Source organism: Duganella sp. AC237, assembly GCF_979254035.1.
Genome location: NZ_CEEDEW010000003.1, coordinates 5,512,484 through 5,529,475, shown reverse-complemented (window position 1 = coordinate 5,529,475; position 16,992 = coordinate 5,512,484). Strand labels below are relative to the sequence as shown.

Here is a 16,992-nt window from a genome sequence, read left to right as displayed (position 1 = left end):
GCGCCGGCCGCCGCCGTGGCGGCGCGGCTGCGGCAATACTGCTTAAGAGGACTTCCTCACGCGCAAATACCATTCGCACAGCAAGCGGACCTGTTTGGCCGTATAGCCTTTTTCCACCATGCGCGCGACAAAGTCGGCGTGCTTGTTGGCGTCCTCGGCGCTGGCCTTGGCGTTAAAGGAAATCACCGGCAGCAGTTCCTCCGTATTGGAGAACATCTTCTTCTCGATCACCGTGCGGAATTTCTCATAACTGGTCCAAGCGGGATTCTTGCCGCCATTATTGGCGCGCGCCCGCAGGCCGAAGTTGACGATCTCGTTGCGGAAATCCTTCGGGTTGGAAATCCCGGCCGGCTTTTCGATCTTCTCCAGCTCGTTGTTGAGCGACTCGCGGTCGAAACTTTCGCCGGTGTCCGGATCGCGGTATTCCTGGTCCTGGATCCAGAAGTCGGCGAACGTGACGTAGCGGTCGAAGATGTTCTGGCCGTACTCGGAATAGCTTTCGAGATACGCGGTCTGGATTTCCTTGCCGATGAACTCGACATACTTCTGCGCCAGGTGCTCTTTAATGTACGAGAAGTATTTCTGCTCGGTCTCGGGCGGGAACTGCTCGCGCTCGACCTGCTGCTCCAGCACATATAAGAGGTGGACCGGATTGGCCGCCACTTCGGTGTTGTCGAAGTTGAAGACCTTCGACAGGATCTTGAACGCGAAGCGCGTCGACAGACCGTTCATGCCCTCGTCGACGCCGGCGTAATCGACGTACTCGTGCATGGACTTGGCCTTCGGATCGGTATCCTTGAGGTTTTCGCCATCGTAGACCAGCATCTTGCTGAAAATACTCGAGTTCTCCGGGTCCTTCAGGCGCGACAGGATCGCGAACTGCGCCATCATCTTCAGGGTGCCGGGCGCGCACGGGGCCTGATACAGCGACGAGTTGGCCACGAGCTTGTCGTAGATCTTGATCTCGTCGGTCACGCGCAGGCAGTACGGCACTTTGACGATGTAGATACGATCAAGGAAAGCTTCGTTGTTGCGGTTGTTGCGGAAGGTTTTCCATTCCGACTCGTTCGAGTGGGCCAGGATGATGCCGTCGAACGGGATGGCGCCAAAGCCCTCGGTGCCCTTGTAGTTGCCTTCCTGCGTGGCCGTCAATAATGGATGCAGGACTTTGATGGGCGCCTTGAACATCTCGACGAATTCCATCAAGCCCTGGTTGGCCAGGCACAGGCCGCCCGAGTAGCTGTAGGCGTCCGGATCGTCCTGCGAATAATCCTCGAGCTTGCGGATGTCGACCTTGCCGACCAGCGAGGAGATGTCCTGGTTGTTCTCATCGCCCGGCTCGGTTTTGGAAATGGCGACCTGTTTCAGCACCGAAGGGTAGCGCTTGACCACGCGGAACTGGTTGATGTCGCCGTTGAATTCGTGCAGGCGCTTGACGGCCCACGGACTGGGGATGTTGCGCAGATAGCGGCGCGGGATGCCGAAGTCTTCTTCGAGGATGGCGCCGTCCTCTTGTTCGTTGAACAGGCCCAGCGGCGATTCGTTGACGGGCGAACCTTTGAGGCAATAAAAAGGCACGTGTTCCATCAGCGACTTGAGCTTTTCGGCAATCGACGATTTGCCGCCGCCAACCGGACCCAGCAGATACAGGATCTGCTTGCGTTCCTCCAGCCCTTGCGCCGCGTGGCGGAAGTAGGACACCACCTGCTCGATCACTTCCTCGGTGCCGTAGAACTCGCGGAACGCCGGATAGATCTTGATGACCTTGTTGGCAAAAATGCGGGACAGCCGGGTATCGTTGCGGGTGTCGACCAGGGTTGGTTCGCCGATGGCGGCCAACATGCGCTCGGGGGCGCTCGCGTAAGTGAGTCGATCTTTTTTGCAGAGTTCGAGATATTCCTTCATGGACATCTCTTCTTCCTTGGTCCGTTCGTACCGTGCTGCGTAGTTGTCAAAAATGGTCATTTGGGTGTCCTTTAATGTAAGCCTACTAGTCACGGGTCACCGGCAGTTGCGGCTGCCCTGGCCCTAAATTGTGTGTTTCCTTTCGATCTTATTTTTCTTGTGTCCAGCTTCCTTTGATGGCACGGATTGCCCGTGTCCTTGAGCTGGCTTTATTGCCGCTGGCTGCATGCCGGTGGACGGCTTTTATGTGTTGGTCGTAATGCTTCTTACGTCTATGAAATTTATTATTGCTCTATTGCTGCAGGAAGTCAAAAGATATGTCGTAATATCGTTAATACTCTTTCGTAACTTGCTGATTTTAAAGAATATTATTGCGAGAATTCCGAGATTTCCCGTGAGTCTTATGGCATTTTTTTAGCTCGTTTTTACCACACTAATGCCACAGTATCATGCCTGTGCGCGCCGTGCTGATCGCGCCTCATAATAGATAAATTTTGCCGCAAGTCGGCGCCCGCTGTCGCACCGCGCGAACGGCCGCGATGAGCCCGAAGCCGGGATAAGATAAGATGTTCAGCTAACGTCACCCGTATCAGGAAAAAGAACATGTTGAACCCACAATTGCGCGCCGTCCTCGAGGGCATGCCGAAGGCCGAACTGCACATCCACATCGAAGGCTCGCTGGAGCCGGAGCTGATCTTCGCGCTGGCGCGGCGCAACAATGTCAGCCTGCCATACGCGTCGGTCGAGGACTTGCGCGCCGCCTATGCCTTCACCGATTTGCAATCGTTCCTCGATATTTACTACGCGGGCGCCAGCGTGCTGCTGCAGGAGCAGGACTTCTACGACATGACGGCCGCCTATCTTCAGCGCGCCGAAGCCGACAATGTGCGCCACACCGAGATCTTCTTCGATCCGCAGACGCACACCGCGCGCGGCGTGCCGATCAAGACCGTCATCGACGGCATCCACCGCGCCTGCCAGGACAGCCCGGTCAGCGCCACCCTGATCCTGAGCTTCCTGCGCCACCTGTCGGAGGAGGACGCCTTCGCCACCCTGGAAGAGGCGCTGCCGTACCGCGACAAATACATGGGCATCGGCCTCGACTCATCCGAGCTCGGCAATCCGCCGGAGAAATTCGCCCGCGTGTTCGCGCGCTGCAAGGAGCTCGGTTTCCGGCTGGTTGCCCATGCCGGCGAGGAAGGTCCGCCGGCGTACATCGAAACGGCGCTCGACGTGCTCAAGGTCGAGCGCATCGACCATGGCGTGCGTTGCCTCGACGATGCCGCGCTGACGCAGCGCCTGGCGCGCGAGCAGATCGCGCTGACGGTGTGTCCGTTGTCGAACGTTAAGCTGTGCGTGTTCCAGCACATGGGTCAGCACAACCTGCTCGAACTGCTCGACGCCGGCATCGTGGCGACCGTCAACTCCGACGATCCGGCCTATTTCGGCGGCTATATGAACGACAACTTCATCGCCACCTTCGAAGCCTTGCCGCTGGGCCTGTCGCACGCGCAGCGGCTGGCGCGCAACGGCTTTGCCGCCGCCTTCCTGCCGCCGGCCGAGAAACAGAAGTTTCTGGACGAAGTGGACGCCTACTTCGCCACAGTCGCTGTGTAAGTACCGTAGGGCGGATTAGCGCGCAGCGCGTAATGCGCCATGAGCCGCCGACAGCGCTTGGCGGATGACGCTGCGCTAATCCGCCCTACGTGACCCTGCGTATTCTTGCCGGCCCGGTTAAAAATGGAGATGTGAATGTTCAAGCTTGCTCTGAAAATGACGGCGCGCGACTGGCGCGCCGGCCAGTTGCGCTTCCTGCTGATCGCGCTGACGGTGGCGGTGGCGGCGTTGTCGGCCACCGGTTTCTTCGTCGACCGCCTGCGTAGCGGCCTCGACCGTGATGCGCACCAGTTGCTCGGCGCCGACGTCGTCATCAGCGCCGACAACCCGGTGTTTCCGGCGTGGCGCGCCGAGGCGCTGCGGCGCGGCCTGGTGGTGACCGACACCGTGGTCTTCCCCAGCATGGCGCAGGCGGGCGAGGGCGAACAGTCGACCTCGATGCTGGCCTCGCTCAAGGCGGTCGGCCCCGGCTATCCACTGCGCGGCAAGCTGAAACTGACCACCGATCCGGCCCAGGCCGATCAAAGCTACGGTACCCCGGCCGCCGGCATTCCGGCACCGGGCACCGTGTGGATCGACGCCGGCCTGCTGGGCAGCCTGAACACCAAGGTTGGCGACAACCTCAAACTGGGCGACAAGACCTTCAGGATCGCCCAGTTGATCGCCTCCGAGCCGGATCGCGGCGCCAACTTCCTGGCCTTCGCGCCGCGCGTGATGCTGGCGTTGCAGGACCTGCAGGCGACCGACCTGATCCAGCCCGGCTCGCGCGTGACCTACCGCTTGTTGCTGGCGGCGCCGTCCACGCTGGCCAACGGCCCGGCCGTCGCCGCGTCCTTCCAGAAATCGCTCGACGACAAGATCAAGGCCGACAACATCAAGGGCGTGCGGGTCGAATCGCTGGAAAACGGCCGTCCGGAAATGCGCAACACGCTGGACCGCGCCGACCGCTTCCTGTCGCTGGTGGGCCTGCTGTCGGCGATGCTGGCCGCCGTGGCGGTGGCGATGGCCGCGCGCCGCTTCATGCAGCGCCATCTGGACGCCTGCGCCATGCTGCGGTGCCTGGGCCTGACGCAGAACCAGGTGACGTCGATGTATTTGTATGAATTCCTGATGGTCGGCCTGGTCGGCAGCGCCATCGGCGTGGCGGTCGGCTTCGGCGCGCACTATGTGCTGCTCGAAGTGCTGGGCAAGCTGGTGTCGGCCGATTTGCCGGGGCCGACGATCTATCCGGCGCTGCAAGGCCTGGCCATCGGCATGATTTTGCTGGCCGCGTTCGCGCTGCCGCCGATCCTGCAATTGCGCAAAGTGCCGCACAACCGCGTGATCCGCCGCGAGCAGGACGCGCCGCAGGTGGCGGCGCTGGCCACCTACGGCCTGGGCATGGGCGGCTTCGGCTTGCTGCTGCTGTGGCAGGCGGGCGACGCGCAATTGGCGGCGTACACGGCGGCCGGCTTCCTGGGCGCCTTCGTCGTGTTCGGCCTGGTGGCCTGGCTGGGGTTGAAGGCGCTCAAGCCGCTGCGCGGCGCGATCGACCATCAGAGCTGGCGCTTCGCCATCACCTCGCTGCAACGCCGTCCCGGCGCGACCATCGTGCAGGTGGTGTCCTTGGCGCTGGGCATGATGGCGTTGCTGGTGCTGACCGTGGTGCGCGAGGATTTGATGTCGGCCTGGCGCAACGCCACGCCGCCGGACGCGCCGAACCGTTTCATTATCAATATCCAGCCGGAACAGCGCGAGCAGGTCGCCAAGCGCCTGGAGGCGGCCGGCGTCAGCTACGCGCCGCAGTATCCGATGATACGCGGCCGCCTGACGGCGGTGAACGGCCAGCCGATCACGGCCGAGACCTATACCGAAGACCGCGCGCGCGGCCTGGCCGACCGCGAGTTCAATCTGTCGACGATGGCGCAGATGCAGGCGGAAAACAAGATCAGTGCCGGCAAGTGGTTTAGCGATACGCCGGGCTCGGCCGAGGCGTCGGTGGAGGAGGGCATCGCCAAGACCTTGCGCTGGAAGTTGGGCGACAAGTTGCGCTTCGACATAGCGGGGGCGCCGGTGGACGTGACCATCACCAGCCTGCGCAAGCTGGAGTGGGGCTCGATGCGGGTCAATTTCTTCGTGATTATCAATCCGGCGGCGATGCGGGAAGTGTCGCAGAGCTGGATCACGGCGTTCCACCTGCCGCCGCCGCAGGGCGGGGTGATGAACGCGTTGACGCGCGATTTCCCGAATTTGACGATCGTCGATGTCGGCGGCTTGTTGCGCCAGGTGCAGTCGGTGCTGGACCAGGTGGTGACGGCGATCGAATTCCTGTTCATCTTCACCCTGGCCTCGGGCTTGCTGGTGCTGTACGCGGCGCTGATGGGATCGCAGGATGAGCGCACGCGGGAGTCCGGCTTGTTGCGGGCGCTGGGGGCGACGCGCAAGCAGCTGTCGCAGGCGCAGCTGATCGAGTTCTCGCTGGTGGGCGCGCTGTCGGGTGTGCTGGCGGCGACGGGCGCGGCGGCGATGGGGTGGGCGTTGGCGACGTATCAGTTCAAGTTCGCCTGGGTGTTCAGTCCGTCGGTGTGGCTGGTCGGGCTGGTGGCCGGCGCGGTGTGCGCCATCGCCGGCGGCTGGCTGGGCTTGCGCAATGTGTTGCGCCAGCCGCCGTTGCAGACTTTGCGCGAGGCGTAATCCGCCATCGATGCGCCGTCGGCGGCCAATGAATCAGGCGGCCACGCTTTCCTGCGCCGCGTGCTCCTTCAAAAATTGCGCATACGCATATGGCAGCTTGTCGAAATAATGCGCCGGCAGGTCGAACAGCGCCCAATAATACGTCTCCCGCCCCTGGCACAGCTGCGGCGCCGCGCAGTAGCGGTGCCAGCTGTCGCCAACTTCGCGCGAGTACATCCCATCCCCCTCCGCATCCGAAAAGAACGGCAACACCCGCCGCGCCAATAATGCGTCGAGCAACGACGGCGGCGCGTCGCTGTCGCGGGCGATCTCGTACTGCGCGTACATGCCTTGCTCGGTCTCGATCATCATCAGCTTGGCCTTGCCGTGCTTGTCGAGGAACAGGATGCCGGTCGGATTCGGAAAAATGTAGTGCTCGACAAATCCCATCGACGCCATCAGATGCTGCACCAGGCCCGCCAGCACCGGGTCGCCGAGGAAATGGTAGTTATGCAGCAGCACCAGCTCGCGCAGGGTTTCCGACTTGTCGTCGAAATAGCTGCGCTGCAGCGCGGCGATCTCCACTTCCAGGATGTCGAGCGCGTGGTCGTCGCTCTTTTTGATGTAGCGGTCGATCAGGCCGCGGTTGAAGGCGCTGACGGCGATCTTTTCATCGGCCGTACCGGTAAACAAAATCTTCTTGCACGGCAGGTGGCTGACCGCCTCGCAAAACTCCAGCCCGTTCATTTGCGGCATCGAATAGTCGATCACCAGCACCGACGGCGTGGCGAAGCGCCGGCGCTGCTCGCCGATGCGGTAGATGCGCTCGAGGTCGAGCGCGACGTTGCACTGGTCGCCGGTGAGGTTTTGCATGTCGAAGTTCACCTGCAGCAGCACGCCGTCGTGCGCTTCGCTTTGGCGCAGCCATTGCAGCGCGACCGAGGTGTCGTGGAAGGTTTTGCTCGCCAGCATGGGATCGAGCTGGAACGACAGGCTTTTGAGGAAAGAGTCGCTGTCGTCGACAAGCACGGTCAGCGTGGGATGGGAATAGACGGGCAGATGCATTGAATTCACCTTGGAGTGGGCAGCTGCTGGGGGAACTCCAGCACGAAGATGGCGTACGCGCTCTCGCGCGACACGCAGCGTATGGTGGCGTTCCACGCTTCCATGATTTCCTGGCACAGCGCGAGGCCTATCCCCGCGCCGTTGTGCGGCGGGTAGGAGTAGAAGCGGCGGAAAATCAGCGCCATCTGCGGCGCCGGGATGCCGCAGCCGGTGTCGATGAACAGCAGGCGCGGCGGCTCGTGGGCGCCGTCGACGACGATGCGCACGCGGCCCTTGCCGGCGCGCTGCACCGCCTTGAGGGCGTTGCGCAGCAGATTGAGCAGGATCACCACCGACAGCTCGGCCTGGCCGGAGAACCGGAAGTTGTGGCGCACCTCCAGGCTGACCATTTTTTGCTGGCCCGTGCTGGAGAACGGATAGCGCTTGAGCACCGCCTCGACCACCGTTTCCATCGACACCGTTTCGACCGGCCGCAGGTTTTGCCGCACCGCCGTGGCGCTGAGCAGGAACAGGTCGATCATGTGGTTCATGTGCCGCACCTCGAACTGGATGCGCGCCAGCGCGTCGATCGTGCCGAGCCGGTCCTCGGCCACCCGGCCGTTGATGTCCGAGAACAACCTGAGCAGGCCGCGCACGTTGGCGTCCACGCTGGTCAGCGGCGTGCGCAGCTCGTGGGCGACGGTGGCCAGCCCCGCGCCCAGGCCGGCGAGTTTTTCCTGCGCCAGCACATTGCGGCTGATCTTGGCCGCCGACAGCACGGCAATGGTGAACCAGTGCACCGGCAACTGCTGCAACACCGGCTTGCTGAGCAGGATGGCGGTTTCACCGAGCGCGACGACGGCGGCGCACGCCAGCGCGGTGCCGATCAGATAGGCCCGCAGCGCCAGGCCGGTATCGAAATGGAACAGCACGACCAGGCCGATCAATAGCGATTCGCCCCAGACGCCCGAGGCCTGGTTCATCACGAACATGAACGTGAAGAAGAACGGAAAGATGTAGCTCAGCGCGACCAGCAGGTACAGGTCGAGCATGCGGCGGGTGAACTGGCGCGCGAACAGGCCCAGCGCGCACAACAGGATGCCGACCATGCGCAGCGGCAGGCTTTCATATTGTTGCGGGAAAAAATGCTGCCAGATCACGTAGTACAGCGGCATGCCCACCGTGCCGATGCAGGCGAGCAGCAGCACGCGCACGGTCGCGTGGTCCTCACGGCCATGATAAAGCAGCAGCGACTGGACCACTCCGTGTTGCCAACGTTTCCAGCGTGCTTGCAGGGGATGCTTCATGGTCAATGTGACGTGGTTCAAGCTTGCATCATCGCCTGAAATTGAACCGGGCTCGGCCATATCAAATCACAAGTTGATTTGTATCAATCTCTCTCTCTTTATTTCCTGCAAGGTGCGACATGAGATTCACAAATAGCAACCTTTCAATTTTTGAGGAGATAATAAAATGTCCAAAGCGATTGCTGATACCTGCATCCGTGGCAACGCCACCGCGCTGTCCCATGGCCTGTCCATCTCCGCCGAGCAGGCGATGCCGGATTACGTCAATGCCCGCATGGACGAGCATTACGTCATCCGCATCGCGCAGTTGCTGGGCGGCGAGCATCCGCACGCGTGGCAGCCGACGCCGCGCGGCGCCGTGTTCTTGGCCGGCAACGATTACTTGTGCCTGGGCGGCGAGCCGGCGCTGGTGGGGGCGCAGATCGCGGCGCTGCGCGACAGCGGGGGCGACATGCTGATGTCGGCCGTGTATTTGCAGGAGGGCAGCGCCCAGCATCGGCTCGAGCGCAAGTTCGCCGCGCTGATGGGGGCGCAGGACGGCATCCTGGCCCAATCGGGCTGGGCCGCCAATGTCGGCCTGGTGCAAACGCTGGCCGCGCCCGGCATCCCGGTGTACCTGGACATGCAGGCCCACGCGTCGCTGTGGGAGGGCGTGCAGTCGGCCGGGGCGACGCCGGTGTCGTTCCTGCACAATGACATGCAGCATCTGCGCAAGCAGCTGGCGCGCCATGGACGCGGGCTGATCGCCGTCGACGCGCTCTACAGCACCAACGGCAGCCTGGCGCCGCTGCGGGAGCTGGTGGCCATCGCGGAGGAGTACGGCTGCCTGCTGATCGTCGACGAATCGCATTCGCTGGGCACGCACGGGCCGCGCGGCGCCGGGCTGGTGGCGGCGCAAGGATTAAGCGAGCGCGTCCATTTCCGCACGGCGTCGCTGGCGAAGGCCTTCGCCGGGCGCGCCGGCTTCATCACCTGTTCGAGCAAGTTCAAAGGGTACTTCCTGTCGGAGTCGCGACCGGCCATTTTCAGCTCCTGTCTGCTGGGCCATGAATTGGCGTGGTTCGACGCCGCCATCGACTTTGTCGCCGCCGCCGACGACCGCCGCGCCGCCCTGCACGCGAGCTCGCTGGAATTGCGTGAGGATTTGAGCGCGCTCGGCTACAACGTCAGCGAGGGCAGCGAGCAGATCATCGCGCTGGAACCGGGGCCGGAGCCGAAGACGCTGGCGCTGCGCAAGCTGCTCGAGACGCACGGCATCTACGGCGCCATGTTCTGCGCGCCGGCCACGGCCAAGAACCGCTCGCTGGTGCGGCTGACGCTCAATTCCGGGCTGGACCGTTCGCAGCTGGCGCGCATCGTCCAGGCGTGCGAGGACATCCGCCCGCAGGTCGATCTGGAGAGCTGGTCGTCGACGCGGCGCCTGAACCGGCTGGCGCTGGTGTAGGGCGGTGTGACGATTGTGTCGGCGCGTCGCGCGCACGGCGCGCTGTGCGCTATCATGACGGTTATGACCGAACCACAAACCCTTTATGAAGTGATCGGCGGCGAATCGCGCGTGCGCGAGATGGTCGACCGTTTTTATGACCTGATGGAACTCGAGACCGAGTTCGCGCTGCTGCGCGCGGCCCATCCGCCGACCCTGGACAACGCGCGCGAGCGCCTGTTCATGTTTCTGAGCGGCTGGATGGGCGGGCCGGATCTGTACATCGAAGCGCACGGCCATCCGCGCCTGCGGATGCGGCATATGCCGTTCGCCATCGGCACCAGGGAGCGCGACCAGTGGCTGCGCGCGATGGCGTGGGCGATGGAGGACGTCGGCATCGACGAGGCGCTGCGGGTGCGGCTGATGGAGTCGTTCTACCAGACCGCCGACTGGATGCGCAACAAGCCGGATTGATACGATGACCCAGACCGAATTTTTTGTCCTGCTGGCGGCGCTGGCCATGGTTTTGGTGATGCAGGTGGTGATGCTGTTGCGCGGGCGCGCCGGCGGCGCCGGGGCCGACGCCGGCCTGGCCGAGCGCATCGAACGCGTCGAGCGCGAGGTGCGCATGCAGCTGCAAACGACGGCGCAAACCACGCACGCCGCCACCGTTCAGCAGTTCGAGGACATGCGCCGTCAATTGCAGGCGCAAGGACTGGTCGGACGCGAGGAGCAGAGCCGGGGCCTGAAGCAGTTCGCCGACAGCATGAACCAGGCGCTGGCCCGCCTGACCGAGTCGAACGCCGCGCGCATGCAGGAGGTGCGCGCGACGCTGGAGGCCAAGATCAGGGATCTGCAGGCTGACAACGGCGCGCGGCTCGAGGAGATGCGCAAGACCGTCGACGAGAAGCTGCACGCGACCCTGGAGACGCGCCTGACCGCCTCGTTCCAGCAGGTGTCCGAGCGGCTCGAACGCGTGCACCAGGGCCTGGGCGAGATGCAGCAGCTGGCGCTGGGCGTCGGCGATTTGAAGCGGGTGCTCACCAACGTCAAAACCCGTGGCACCTGGGGCGAGGTGCAGCTGGAGATGCTGCTCGAGCAGGTACTGACGCCGGAGCAGTATGCGAAGAACGTCGAGACCATCGCCGGCAGCGGCGCGCGCGTCGAATTCGCGCTCAAGCTGCCGGGCCAGGTGGAGGGCGGGGCGCCGGTGTGGATGCCGATCGATGCCAAGTTCCCCAAGGAGCAGTACGAGCGCTTGCTGGAAGCAGCCGACCGCGCCGACGCGGAAGGCGTGGCGCTGGCCGGGCGCGAGCTGGAACGGGCGGTGCGCGGCGAGGCCAGGACGATCTCGGAAAAATACGTGTCGCCGCCGCACACCACCGATTTCGCCATCCTGTTCCTGCCGACCGAGGGGCTGTACGCGGAAGTGATGCGCCGTCCCGGCCTGGCCGATGAATTGCAGCGGCTGCACCGCATCAGCATCGCCGGGCCGTCGACCTTGTCGGCGCTGCTCAACAGCCTGCAGATGGGTTTCCGCACGCTGGCGCTGGAGAAGCGCTCGTCGGAAGTGTGGCAGGTGCTCGGCGCCGTCAAGACGGAGTTCGCCAAGTTCGGCGACGTGCTGGCCGCGACCAAGCTGACCTTGGAGCGCGCCGCCAAGAACATCGAATCGGCGGAGACCCGCAGCCGCCAGATGGCGCGCAAGCTCAAGACGGTGGAGGCGCTGCCGAGCGAGGCGGCGCAGTTGCTGCTGGGGCCTGAACTGGATAAAACAGATCTTGAGACCGATTAAAAAGCGGGATTAACAACGGAGCCGATCATGCCAGGACGTAGCCTTGATTTTTCCACCGTCGGCATGCCGGCCGTCCAGCGCAACAAGATCGTCAGCGCGGCCGACGCGGTCAGCCTGATACGCGACGGCGACACGATCGCCACCGGCGGTTTTGTCGGTGTCGGTTTCGCCGAGAATATCGCGGTGGCGCTGGAGCGGCGCTTCCTGGCGCCGGCGTCCGACGGCGGCGGCCATCCGCGCGACCTGACCCTGGTCTACGCGGCCGGGCAGGGCGACGGCAAGGATCGCGGGCTCAATCACCTGGCGCACGAGGGCATGCTCAAACGGGTCGTCGGCGGCCACTGGAGCCTGGTGCCCAAGCTGCAGCAGCTGGCCATCGGCGGCAAGATCGAAGCGTACAACCTGCCGCAAGGCGTCATCAGCCAGCTGTTTCGCGACACCGCCGCCGGCAAGCCCGGATTGCTCACGCACGTCGGCCTCGGGACGTTTGTCGATCCGCGCCATGGCGGCGGCAAGATCAACGACCGCACCACCGAGGAGCTGGTGGAAGTGGCAACCATGGGCGGCAGCGAATACCTGTTCTACAAGGCGCAGCCGGTGCACGTGGGGATCATCCGCGGCACGACGGCCGACGCCAACGGCAACGTCACCATGGAGCGCGAGGCGCTGACCCTGGAGGCGCTGGCCATCGCGATGGCCGCGCACAACTCGGGCGGCATCGTCATCGTGCAGGTCGAGCGGATCGCCGAGCGTGGCACGCTCAACCCGCGCCAGGTCAAGATACCCGGGATACTGGTCGACTGCGTGGTGGTGGCCGAAAAGCCCGAGTATCACATGCAGACCTTCGCCGAGCCTTACAACCCGGCCTTCGCCGGCGAGCTGCGCGTGGCCTTGTCGGCGATGGCGCCGATGCCGCTGTCTGAGCGCAAGATCATCGCGCGCCGCGCCCTGATGGAACTGCGGCCGAACAACGTCGTCAATCTCGGCATCGGCATGCCGGAGGGCGTGGCCAATGTCGCGGCGGAGGAGAAGCTGCTCGACCTGGTCACCCTGACGGCCGAACCGGGCGTGATCGGCGGCCTGCCCGCCGGCGGCTTGAACTTCGGCGCTGCCACCAACGCGGACGCCATCATCGACCAGCCCTACCAGTTCGATTTCTACGATGGCGGCGGACTCGATGTGGCCATCCTCGGCCTGGCGCAGGCGGACCGGCACGGTAACCTGAACGTCAGCAAATTCGGCAGCAAGCTGGCCGGCGCCGGAGGCTTCATCAACATCAGCCAGAACGCGCGCAAGGTGGTGTTTGTCGGCACCTTCACCGCCGACAAGGGGCGCACGCGCAAATTCGTCGAGGAAGTCGAGCATCGCACCTACAGCGGCGAGTATGCCGCGCGGCGCGGGCAGGAAGCCTTGTTCGTCACCGAGCGTTGCGTGTTCAAGCTGGTGATCGACGGCGGCATGTCGGGACTGGAGTTGATCGAGATCGCGCCCGGCGTCGATCTGGAGCGAGACATTCTGGCGCAGATGGATTTCAAGCCTTCGATCGGCGCGGAGCTCAAGTTGATGGACGCGCGTATTTTCGGGCCGCTGCCGATGAATTGGCGGGTCGATTTCCTCGCGCGGCCGCTGGAGCAGCGGCTGGTGTACGACGCGCAGCAGCAGCTGTTCTTTGTGAACTTCGAAGGTTTCGAGGTGGGCGACGCGGCGACCATCGAGCGCATTGGCGAGTTGGTGTCGGAGCGCCTGGCGCCGTTGGGGCGCAAGGTGCCGGCGGTGATCAACTACGACAATTTCTCAATCGCGCCGGACTTGATGGACCAGTATGTGGAGGCGGTCAACCAGCTGGCGGAGCGCTATTACAGCAAGGTGACGCGCTACGCGCACAGCACCTTCATGCGCGCCAGTTTGGGGCGGGCGTTCCGCCGCATCGAGAAGGACGCGGCGTTGTTCGCCAATTCGGCCGAGGCGTTGTTGCGGTTAAGGCAGGACGAGTAGTCCGTCGCTAAATCAAGCCATCGAACAGGATGACATCGACCGTGTCACCGACTGCGACATTGGCCTGCTCGTGCCGCAACACGACGATGCAATTCGCCTCCGTCATCGAACTGAGGATGCCCGAACCTTGCGCTCCCGTGAGCCGCACCTGCGCGCCGCCATCGGCGCCGGTGGTGACGATACCGCGCTGGTATTCGGTGCGGCCGGGACGCTTGCGGATCGCCTCCGTGGCCCGCGCCCGCATCGTTTGCGGCATCACCCGCGCCTCGTCCACGCCCATCATGCGCAGCAGCGCCGGCCGCGCGAACATATAAAACGACACCATCACCGCCACCGGATTGCCCGGCAATCCGAACAGCCAGGCGGCACCATCGCCGGTCCGCACCTCGCCGAAGGCCAGCGGGCGGCCAGGCCGCATCGCCAGCTTCCAGAAGGCGACGTCGCCGAGCAGCGCCATGATGTCGCGCGTGTAGTCGGCCGCGCCCTCGGACACGCCCCCCGAGGTGATGATGGCGTCCGCATCCCGGCACGCCGACCGCAGCGCCGTTTGCAGCGCCGCCGGATCGTCGCGCACGATGCCAAGGTCGACCACCTCGCAGCCCAGGCGCGTGAGCATGCCGAACAAGGTGTAGCGGTTGCTGTCGTAGACGCAGCCGGTATCGAGCGCGTCGCCCAGCGAGCGCAGTTCGTCGCCGGTGGAGAAGAACGCCACGCGCAGGCGGCGCCGCACCGTCACTTCGGCGATGCCGAGCGACGCCACCAGACCCAGGTCTGCCGGACGCAGGATTTTTCCCTGCGCCAGCGCGACGCCGCCGGCGTTCAAATCCTCGCCGGCAAAGCGGCGATTGGCGCCGGCGCGGATCGTGCCGTGCGCGGTGGTGACGCTCGATTCGCCGATCGCCGCCGCCAGTTCCTGCGGCAGCACGCTGTCGCAACCGGACGGCATCGCCGCGCCGGTCATGATGCGGACGCATTCGCCGGGCGCCGCCGTTTGGTCGAACGGGCGGCCGGCGTAGGCGGCGCCGATGACCTTCAAGGTGACAGGGCCGGCGCCGGCGTCGAGCGGCAGGTCGGCGCCGCGCAGCGCGTAGCCGTCCATCGCCGAATTGTCGTAGGCGGGCACGTTGATCGGCGAGATGATGTCTTCGGCGAGCACGCGGTCCAGCGCGGAGCACAAGGCGACTTTTTCGCTCGCGGCGACCGCCGTTATGCGCTGCGCGATCAGGCGCCGCGCCTCGTCGACGGGCAGGGCGTCGGGGTCGCCCGCCACGCCCGCCGGGGATGCGGCGGGGGCGGTGGGCGCTGGTTCGGGCTCATGCCGCTTCAACTCTTCCAGTGTATTGATGTTACGGAAGGCGGAGGCGTCGTCGAACATCACCTCGGCCACGCGCAGCGACTTGTGCCAGCCTTCCACGCGGCGCGCGCCGGTGTCGAGGTAGGCCTCCAGCTGCGGCAGCAGGCTGGCCTTGAGCAGGCTGAATACGGGATGCGGCTGGCGATACGGGGCGCCGCCATCCTGTTCGTCCGTTTCCATGGTTACCGCGACGGCCAGGTCGGCGTCCTCCGTTTCCAGCGCGGCGTACAGGCGCGCGGCCAGGTCGTCCGGCAGGAAGGGCGAGTCGCACGGCGCCGTCAAGAGCAGTTCGGTGGCGCAGTAATGCAGACCCGCCTGCAGGCCGGCCAGCGGGCCTTCGAAGCCGCTCATCCGATCGGGCATGACGACCGTATCGGCGCCGGCGGCGGCCTGGTATTGCGGCAGATTGCGGTTGGCGTTGATGGCGACGGTGTCGACCTGCGGCGCCAGGCGTTGCAACACGTGGGCGATCATGGTCGTGCCACGGAACGGTTGCAAGCCCTTGTCGACGCGGCCCATGCGGGTGCCGCGTCCTCCCGCGAGTATCAGCCCGGTGATCTTGCTCTTCACAGACACTACCCTCCGATGTAAGACATTTCGACCTTGTTGGCGCTGCGCGGCAGGCCGTCGGTGTTGTTGGTGCGTAGTTCGGAATAGCGGTCGCCGCGGGCGCGCCACAGGTGCGCCAGCACGGTGCTGATTTCCTCGTCGCTGCGGCCCTCGCGCAGCAGCGCGCGCAGATCGTGGCCGCTGGTGGCGAACAGGCAGGTATAGAGCTTGCCCTCGGTCGACAGGCGCGCGCGCGAACAGTCCGCGCAGAACGCTTGCGTGACGCTGGAGATCAGGCCGATCTCGCCGACGCCGTGGCCGTCGTTGCCCACATAGCGCCAGCGCGCGGCCGTTTCGCCCGCATAGTTGGCGGCGACCGGTTCGAGCGCCATTTCGGCCTGGATGCGGCGCACCACTTCGGCCGACGGGATCACCTCGTCCATTTTCCAGCCGTTGGAGGCGCCGACGTCCATGTATTCGATGAAGCGCAGGATGAACGGCGTATTCCTGAAGTGGCGCGCCATCGGCAGGATCTGGTCGTCGTTCATACCGCCCTTGACCACCATGTTGATCTTGATCGGGCCCAGGCCCACCTGGTGCGCCATGTCTATGCCCTTGAGCACATCGTCGACCGAGAAGTCGACATCGTTCATGCGCTGGAAGGTGGCGTTGTCGAGCGCGTCGAGCGACACGGTCACGCGCTGCAGGCCGGCGTCCTTGAGCGACTGCGCCTTGCGCGCCAACAGCGAGGCGTTGGTGGTCAAGGTCAGGTCGAGTGGCTTGCCGTGGATGGTTTTGAGTTCGGCGAGCATGCCGATCAGGCGCTCGAGGTTCTTGCGCAGCAGCGGCTCGCCACCGGTCAGGCGGATTTTCTCGACGCCGTGGGCGATGAAGGTTTTGGCCAGCCGCGTGATCTCCTCGAACGACAGCAGGGAGGTGTGCGGCAGGTACTGGTAATCGTTGTCGAACACCGCCTTCGGCATGCAATAGACGCAGCGGAAGTTACAACGGTCGGTCACGGAGATGCGCAAGTCGTGCAGCGGCCGGGCCAACTGATCGCTCAGCAGGCCGGTCGGCGCTTCCAGGATCGCGGGGATGGCGGGCGCGCTGCGGCGCTGCTCGGCCATCATGATGATTTTTTCTGCCATGACTCCACAATATTGCTGTTAAGGAAATTCGCTGACCGCCGAAGGAGCTACGATAGCACGACGGCGCCGCCCGGGTTGAGCGGCCATGTCAAACAACTCCGGGGTCAGGTCCACCAATGCTACACGGGCTGGGCTGTATAGGCGGCTGGCTGGCGCTTATTCCGCCTCTACAGCCGGGTTCGTGTAGAAATGGTGGACCTGAC

11 protein-coding genes are annotated in these 16,992 nt (G+C 64.4%); 6 read left to right on the top strand and 5 right to left on the bottom strand.

The window, feature by feature from the left end:
- Window positions 1-42: 42 nt before the first annotated feature.
- Entirely contained in the window at window positions 43-1,965 is a 1,923-nt protein-coding gene (locus AC0IYS_RS24495; RefSeq protein WP_463454627.1) for a PrkA family serine protein kinase, read from the bottom strand.
- 543 nt (window positions 1,966-2,508) lie between these two features.
- On the opposite strand from AC0IYS_RS24495, the gene AC0IYS_RS24490 reads away from it, so the two are divergent.
- Together AC0IYS_RS24490 and AC0IYS_RS24485 are read left to right on the top strand one after the other, a co-directional pair.
- Entirely contained in the window at window positions 2,509-3,522 is a 1,014-nt protein-coding gene (locus AC0IYS_RS24490) for an adenosine deaminase (RefSeq protein WP_471707608.1), read from the top strand.
- A 135-nt stretch (window positions 3,523-3,657) separates the two neighbouring features.
- Window positions 3,658-6,195 (top strand): ABC transporter permease, encoded by a 2,538-nt coding sequence (locus AC0IYS_RS24485; protein WP_471707607.1) that lies wholly within the window; start codon window positions 3,658-3,660, stop codon window positions 6,193-6,195.
- 33 nt (window positions 6,196-6,228) lie between these two features.
- Here AC0IYS_RS24485 and AC0IYS_RS24480 read toward each other — a convergent pair whose 3' ends face one another.
- Together AC0IYS_RS24480 and AC0IYS_RS24475 are read right to left on the bottom strand one after the other, a co-directional pair.
- Complete coding sequence (locus AC0IYS_RS24480) at window positions 6,229-7,239, bottom strand: response regulator (RefSeq protein WP_471707606.1); 1,011 nt, start codon at window positions 7,237-7,239, stop codon at window positions 6,229-6,231.
- 5 nt (window positions 7,240-7,244) lie between these two features.
- Window positions 7,245-8,546, bottom strand: a complete 1,302-nt coding sequence (locus AC0IYS_RS24475; RefSeq protein ID WP_471707605.1) for a sensor histidine kinase — start codon at window positions 8,544-8,546, stop codon at window positions 7,245-7,247.
- A 145-nt stretch (window positions 8,547-8,691) separates the two neighbouring features.
- On the opposite strand from AC0IYS_RS24475, the gene cqsA reads away from it, so the two are divergent.
- From cqsA to AC0IYS_RS24455, 4 genes are read left to right on the top strand one after another with little or no spacing between them, the layout of a single operon-like run.
- Window positions 8,692-9,969, top strand: coding sequence for an alpha-hydroxyketone-type quorum-sensing autoinducer synthase (gene cqsA / locus AC0IYS_RS24470; RefSeq protein WP_471707604.1), 1,278 nt, complete (start codon window positions 8,692-8,694; stop codon window positions 9,967-9,969).
- 54 nt (window positions 9,970-10,023) lie between these two features.
- The gene (locus AC0IYS_RS24465) at window positions 10,024-10,422 is read left to right on the top strand and encodes a group II truncated hemoglobin (RefSeq protein WP_471707603.1); all 399 of its coding nucleotides are present in this window, start codon (window positions 10,024-10,026) and stop codon (window positions 10,420-10,422) included.
- A gap of 4 nt (window positions 10,423-10,426) precedes the next feature.
- Complete coding sequence (locus AC0IYS_RS24460) at window positions 10,427-11,743, top strand: DNA recombination protein RmuC (protein WP_471707602.1); 1,317 nt, start codon at window positions 10,427-10,429, stop codon at window positions 11,741-11,743.
- Between the two features lie 27 nt (window positions 11,744-11,770).
- Complete coding sequence (locus AC0IYS_RS24455; protein WP_471707601.1) at window positions 11,771-13,738, top strand: acyl CoA:acetate/3-ketoacid CoA transferase; 1,968 nt, start codon at window positions 11,771-11,773, stop codon at window positions 13,736-13,738.
- 7 nt (window positions 13,739-13,745) lie between these two features.
- Here the strand turns inward: AC0IYS_RS24455 and moeA are convergent, their stop codons facing one another.
- Both moeA and moaA read right to left on the bottom strand, forming a co-directional pair.
- A complete protein-coding gene (gene moeA, locus AC0IYS_RS24450; protein WP_471707600.1) occupies window positions 13,746-15,662 on the bottom strand; it encodes a molybdopterin molybdotransferase MoeA in 1,917 nt (638 codons plus the stop codon).
- A 5-nt stretch (window positions 15,663-15,667) separates the two neighbouring features.
- Window positions 15,668-16,789: a GTP 3',8-cyclase MoaA gene (gene moaA, locus AC0IYS_RS24445; protein ID WP_471707599.1), complete on the bottom strand. Its 1,122-nt coding sequence runs from the start codon at window positions 16,787-16,789 to the stop codon at window positions 15,668-15,670.
- Between the last annotated feature and the right edge of the window lie 203 nt (window positions 16,790-16,992).

Bases quoted from the DNA above. Each gene is read 5' to 3' on its own strand.
- AC0IYS_RS24460 (WP_471707602.1), top strand. From the start codon at position 10,427: ATGACCCAGACCGAATTTTTTGTCCTGCTGGCGGCGCTGGCCATGGTT.
- AC0IYS_RS24490 (WP_471707608.1), top strand. From the start codon at position 2,509: ATGTTGAACCCACAATTGCGCGCCGTCCTCGAGGGCATGCCGAAGGCC.
- AC0IYS_RS24455 (WP_471707601.1), top strand. From the start codon at position 11,771: ATGCCAGGACGTAGCCTTGATTTTTCCACCGTCGGCATGCCGGCCGTC.
- cqsA (WP_471707604.1), top strand. From the start codon at position 8,692: ATGTCCAAAGCGATTGCTGATACCTGCATCCGTGGCAACGCCACCGCG.
- AC0IYS_RS24465 (WP_471707603.1), top strand. From the start codon at position 10,024: ATGACGGTTATGACCGAACCACAAACCCTTTATGAAGTGATCGGCGGC.
- moaA (WP_471707599.1), bottom strand. From the start codon at position 16,789: ATGGCAGAAAAAATCATCATGATGGCCGAGCAGCGCCGCAGCGCGCCC.
- AC0IYS_RS24485 (WP_471707607.1), top strand. From the start codon at position 3,658: ATGTTCAAGCTTGCTCTGAAAATGACGGCGCGCGACTGGCGCGCCGGC.
- AC0IYS_RS24480 (WP_471707606.1), bottom strand. From the start codon at position 7,239: ATGCATCTGCCCGTCTATTCCCATCCCACGCTGACCGTGCTTGTCGAC.
- AC0IYS_RS24495 (WP_463454627.1), bottom strand. From the start codon at position 1,965: ATGACCATTTTTGACAACTACGCAGCACGGTACGAACGGACCAAGGAA.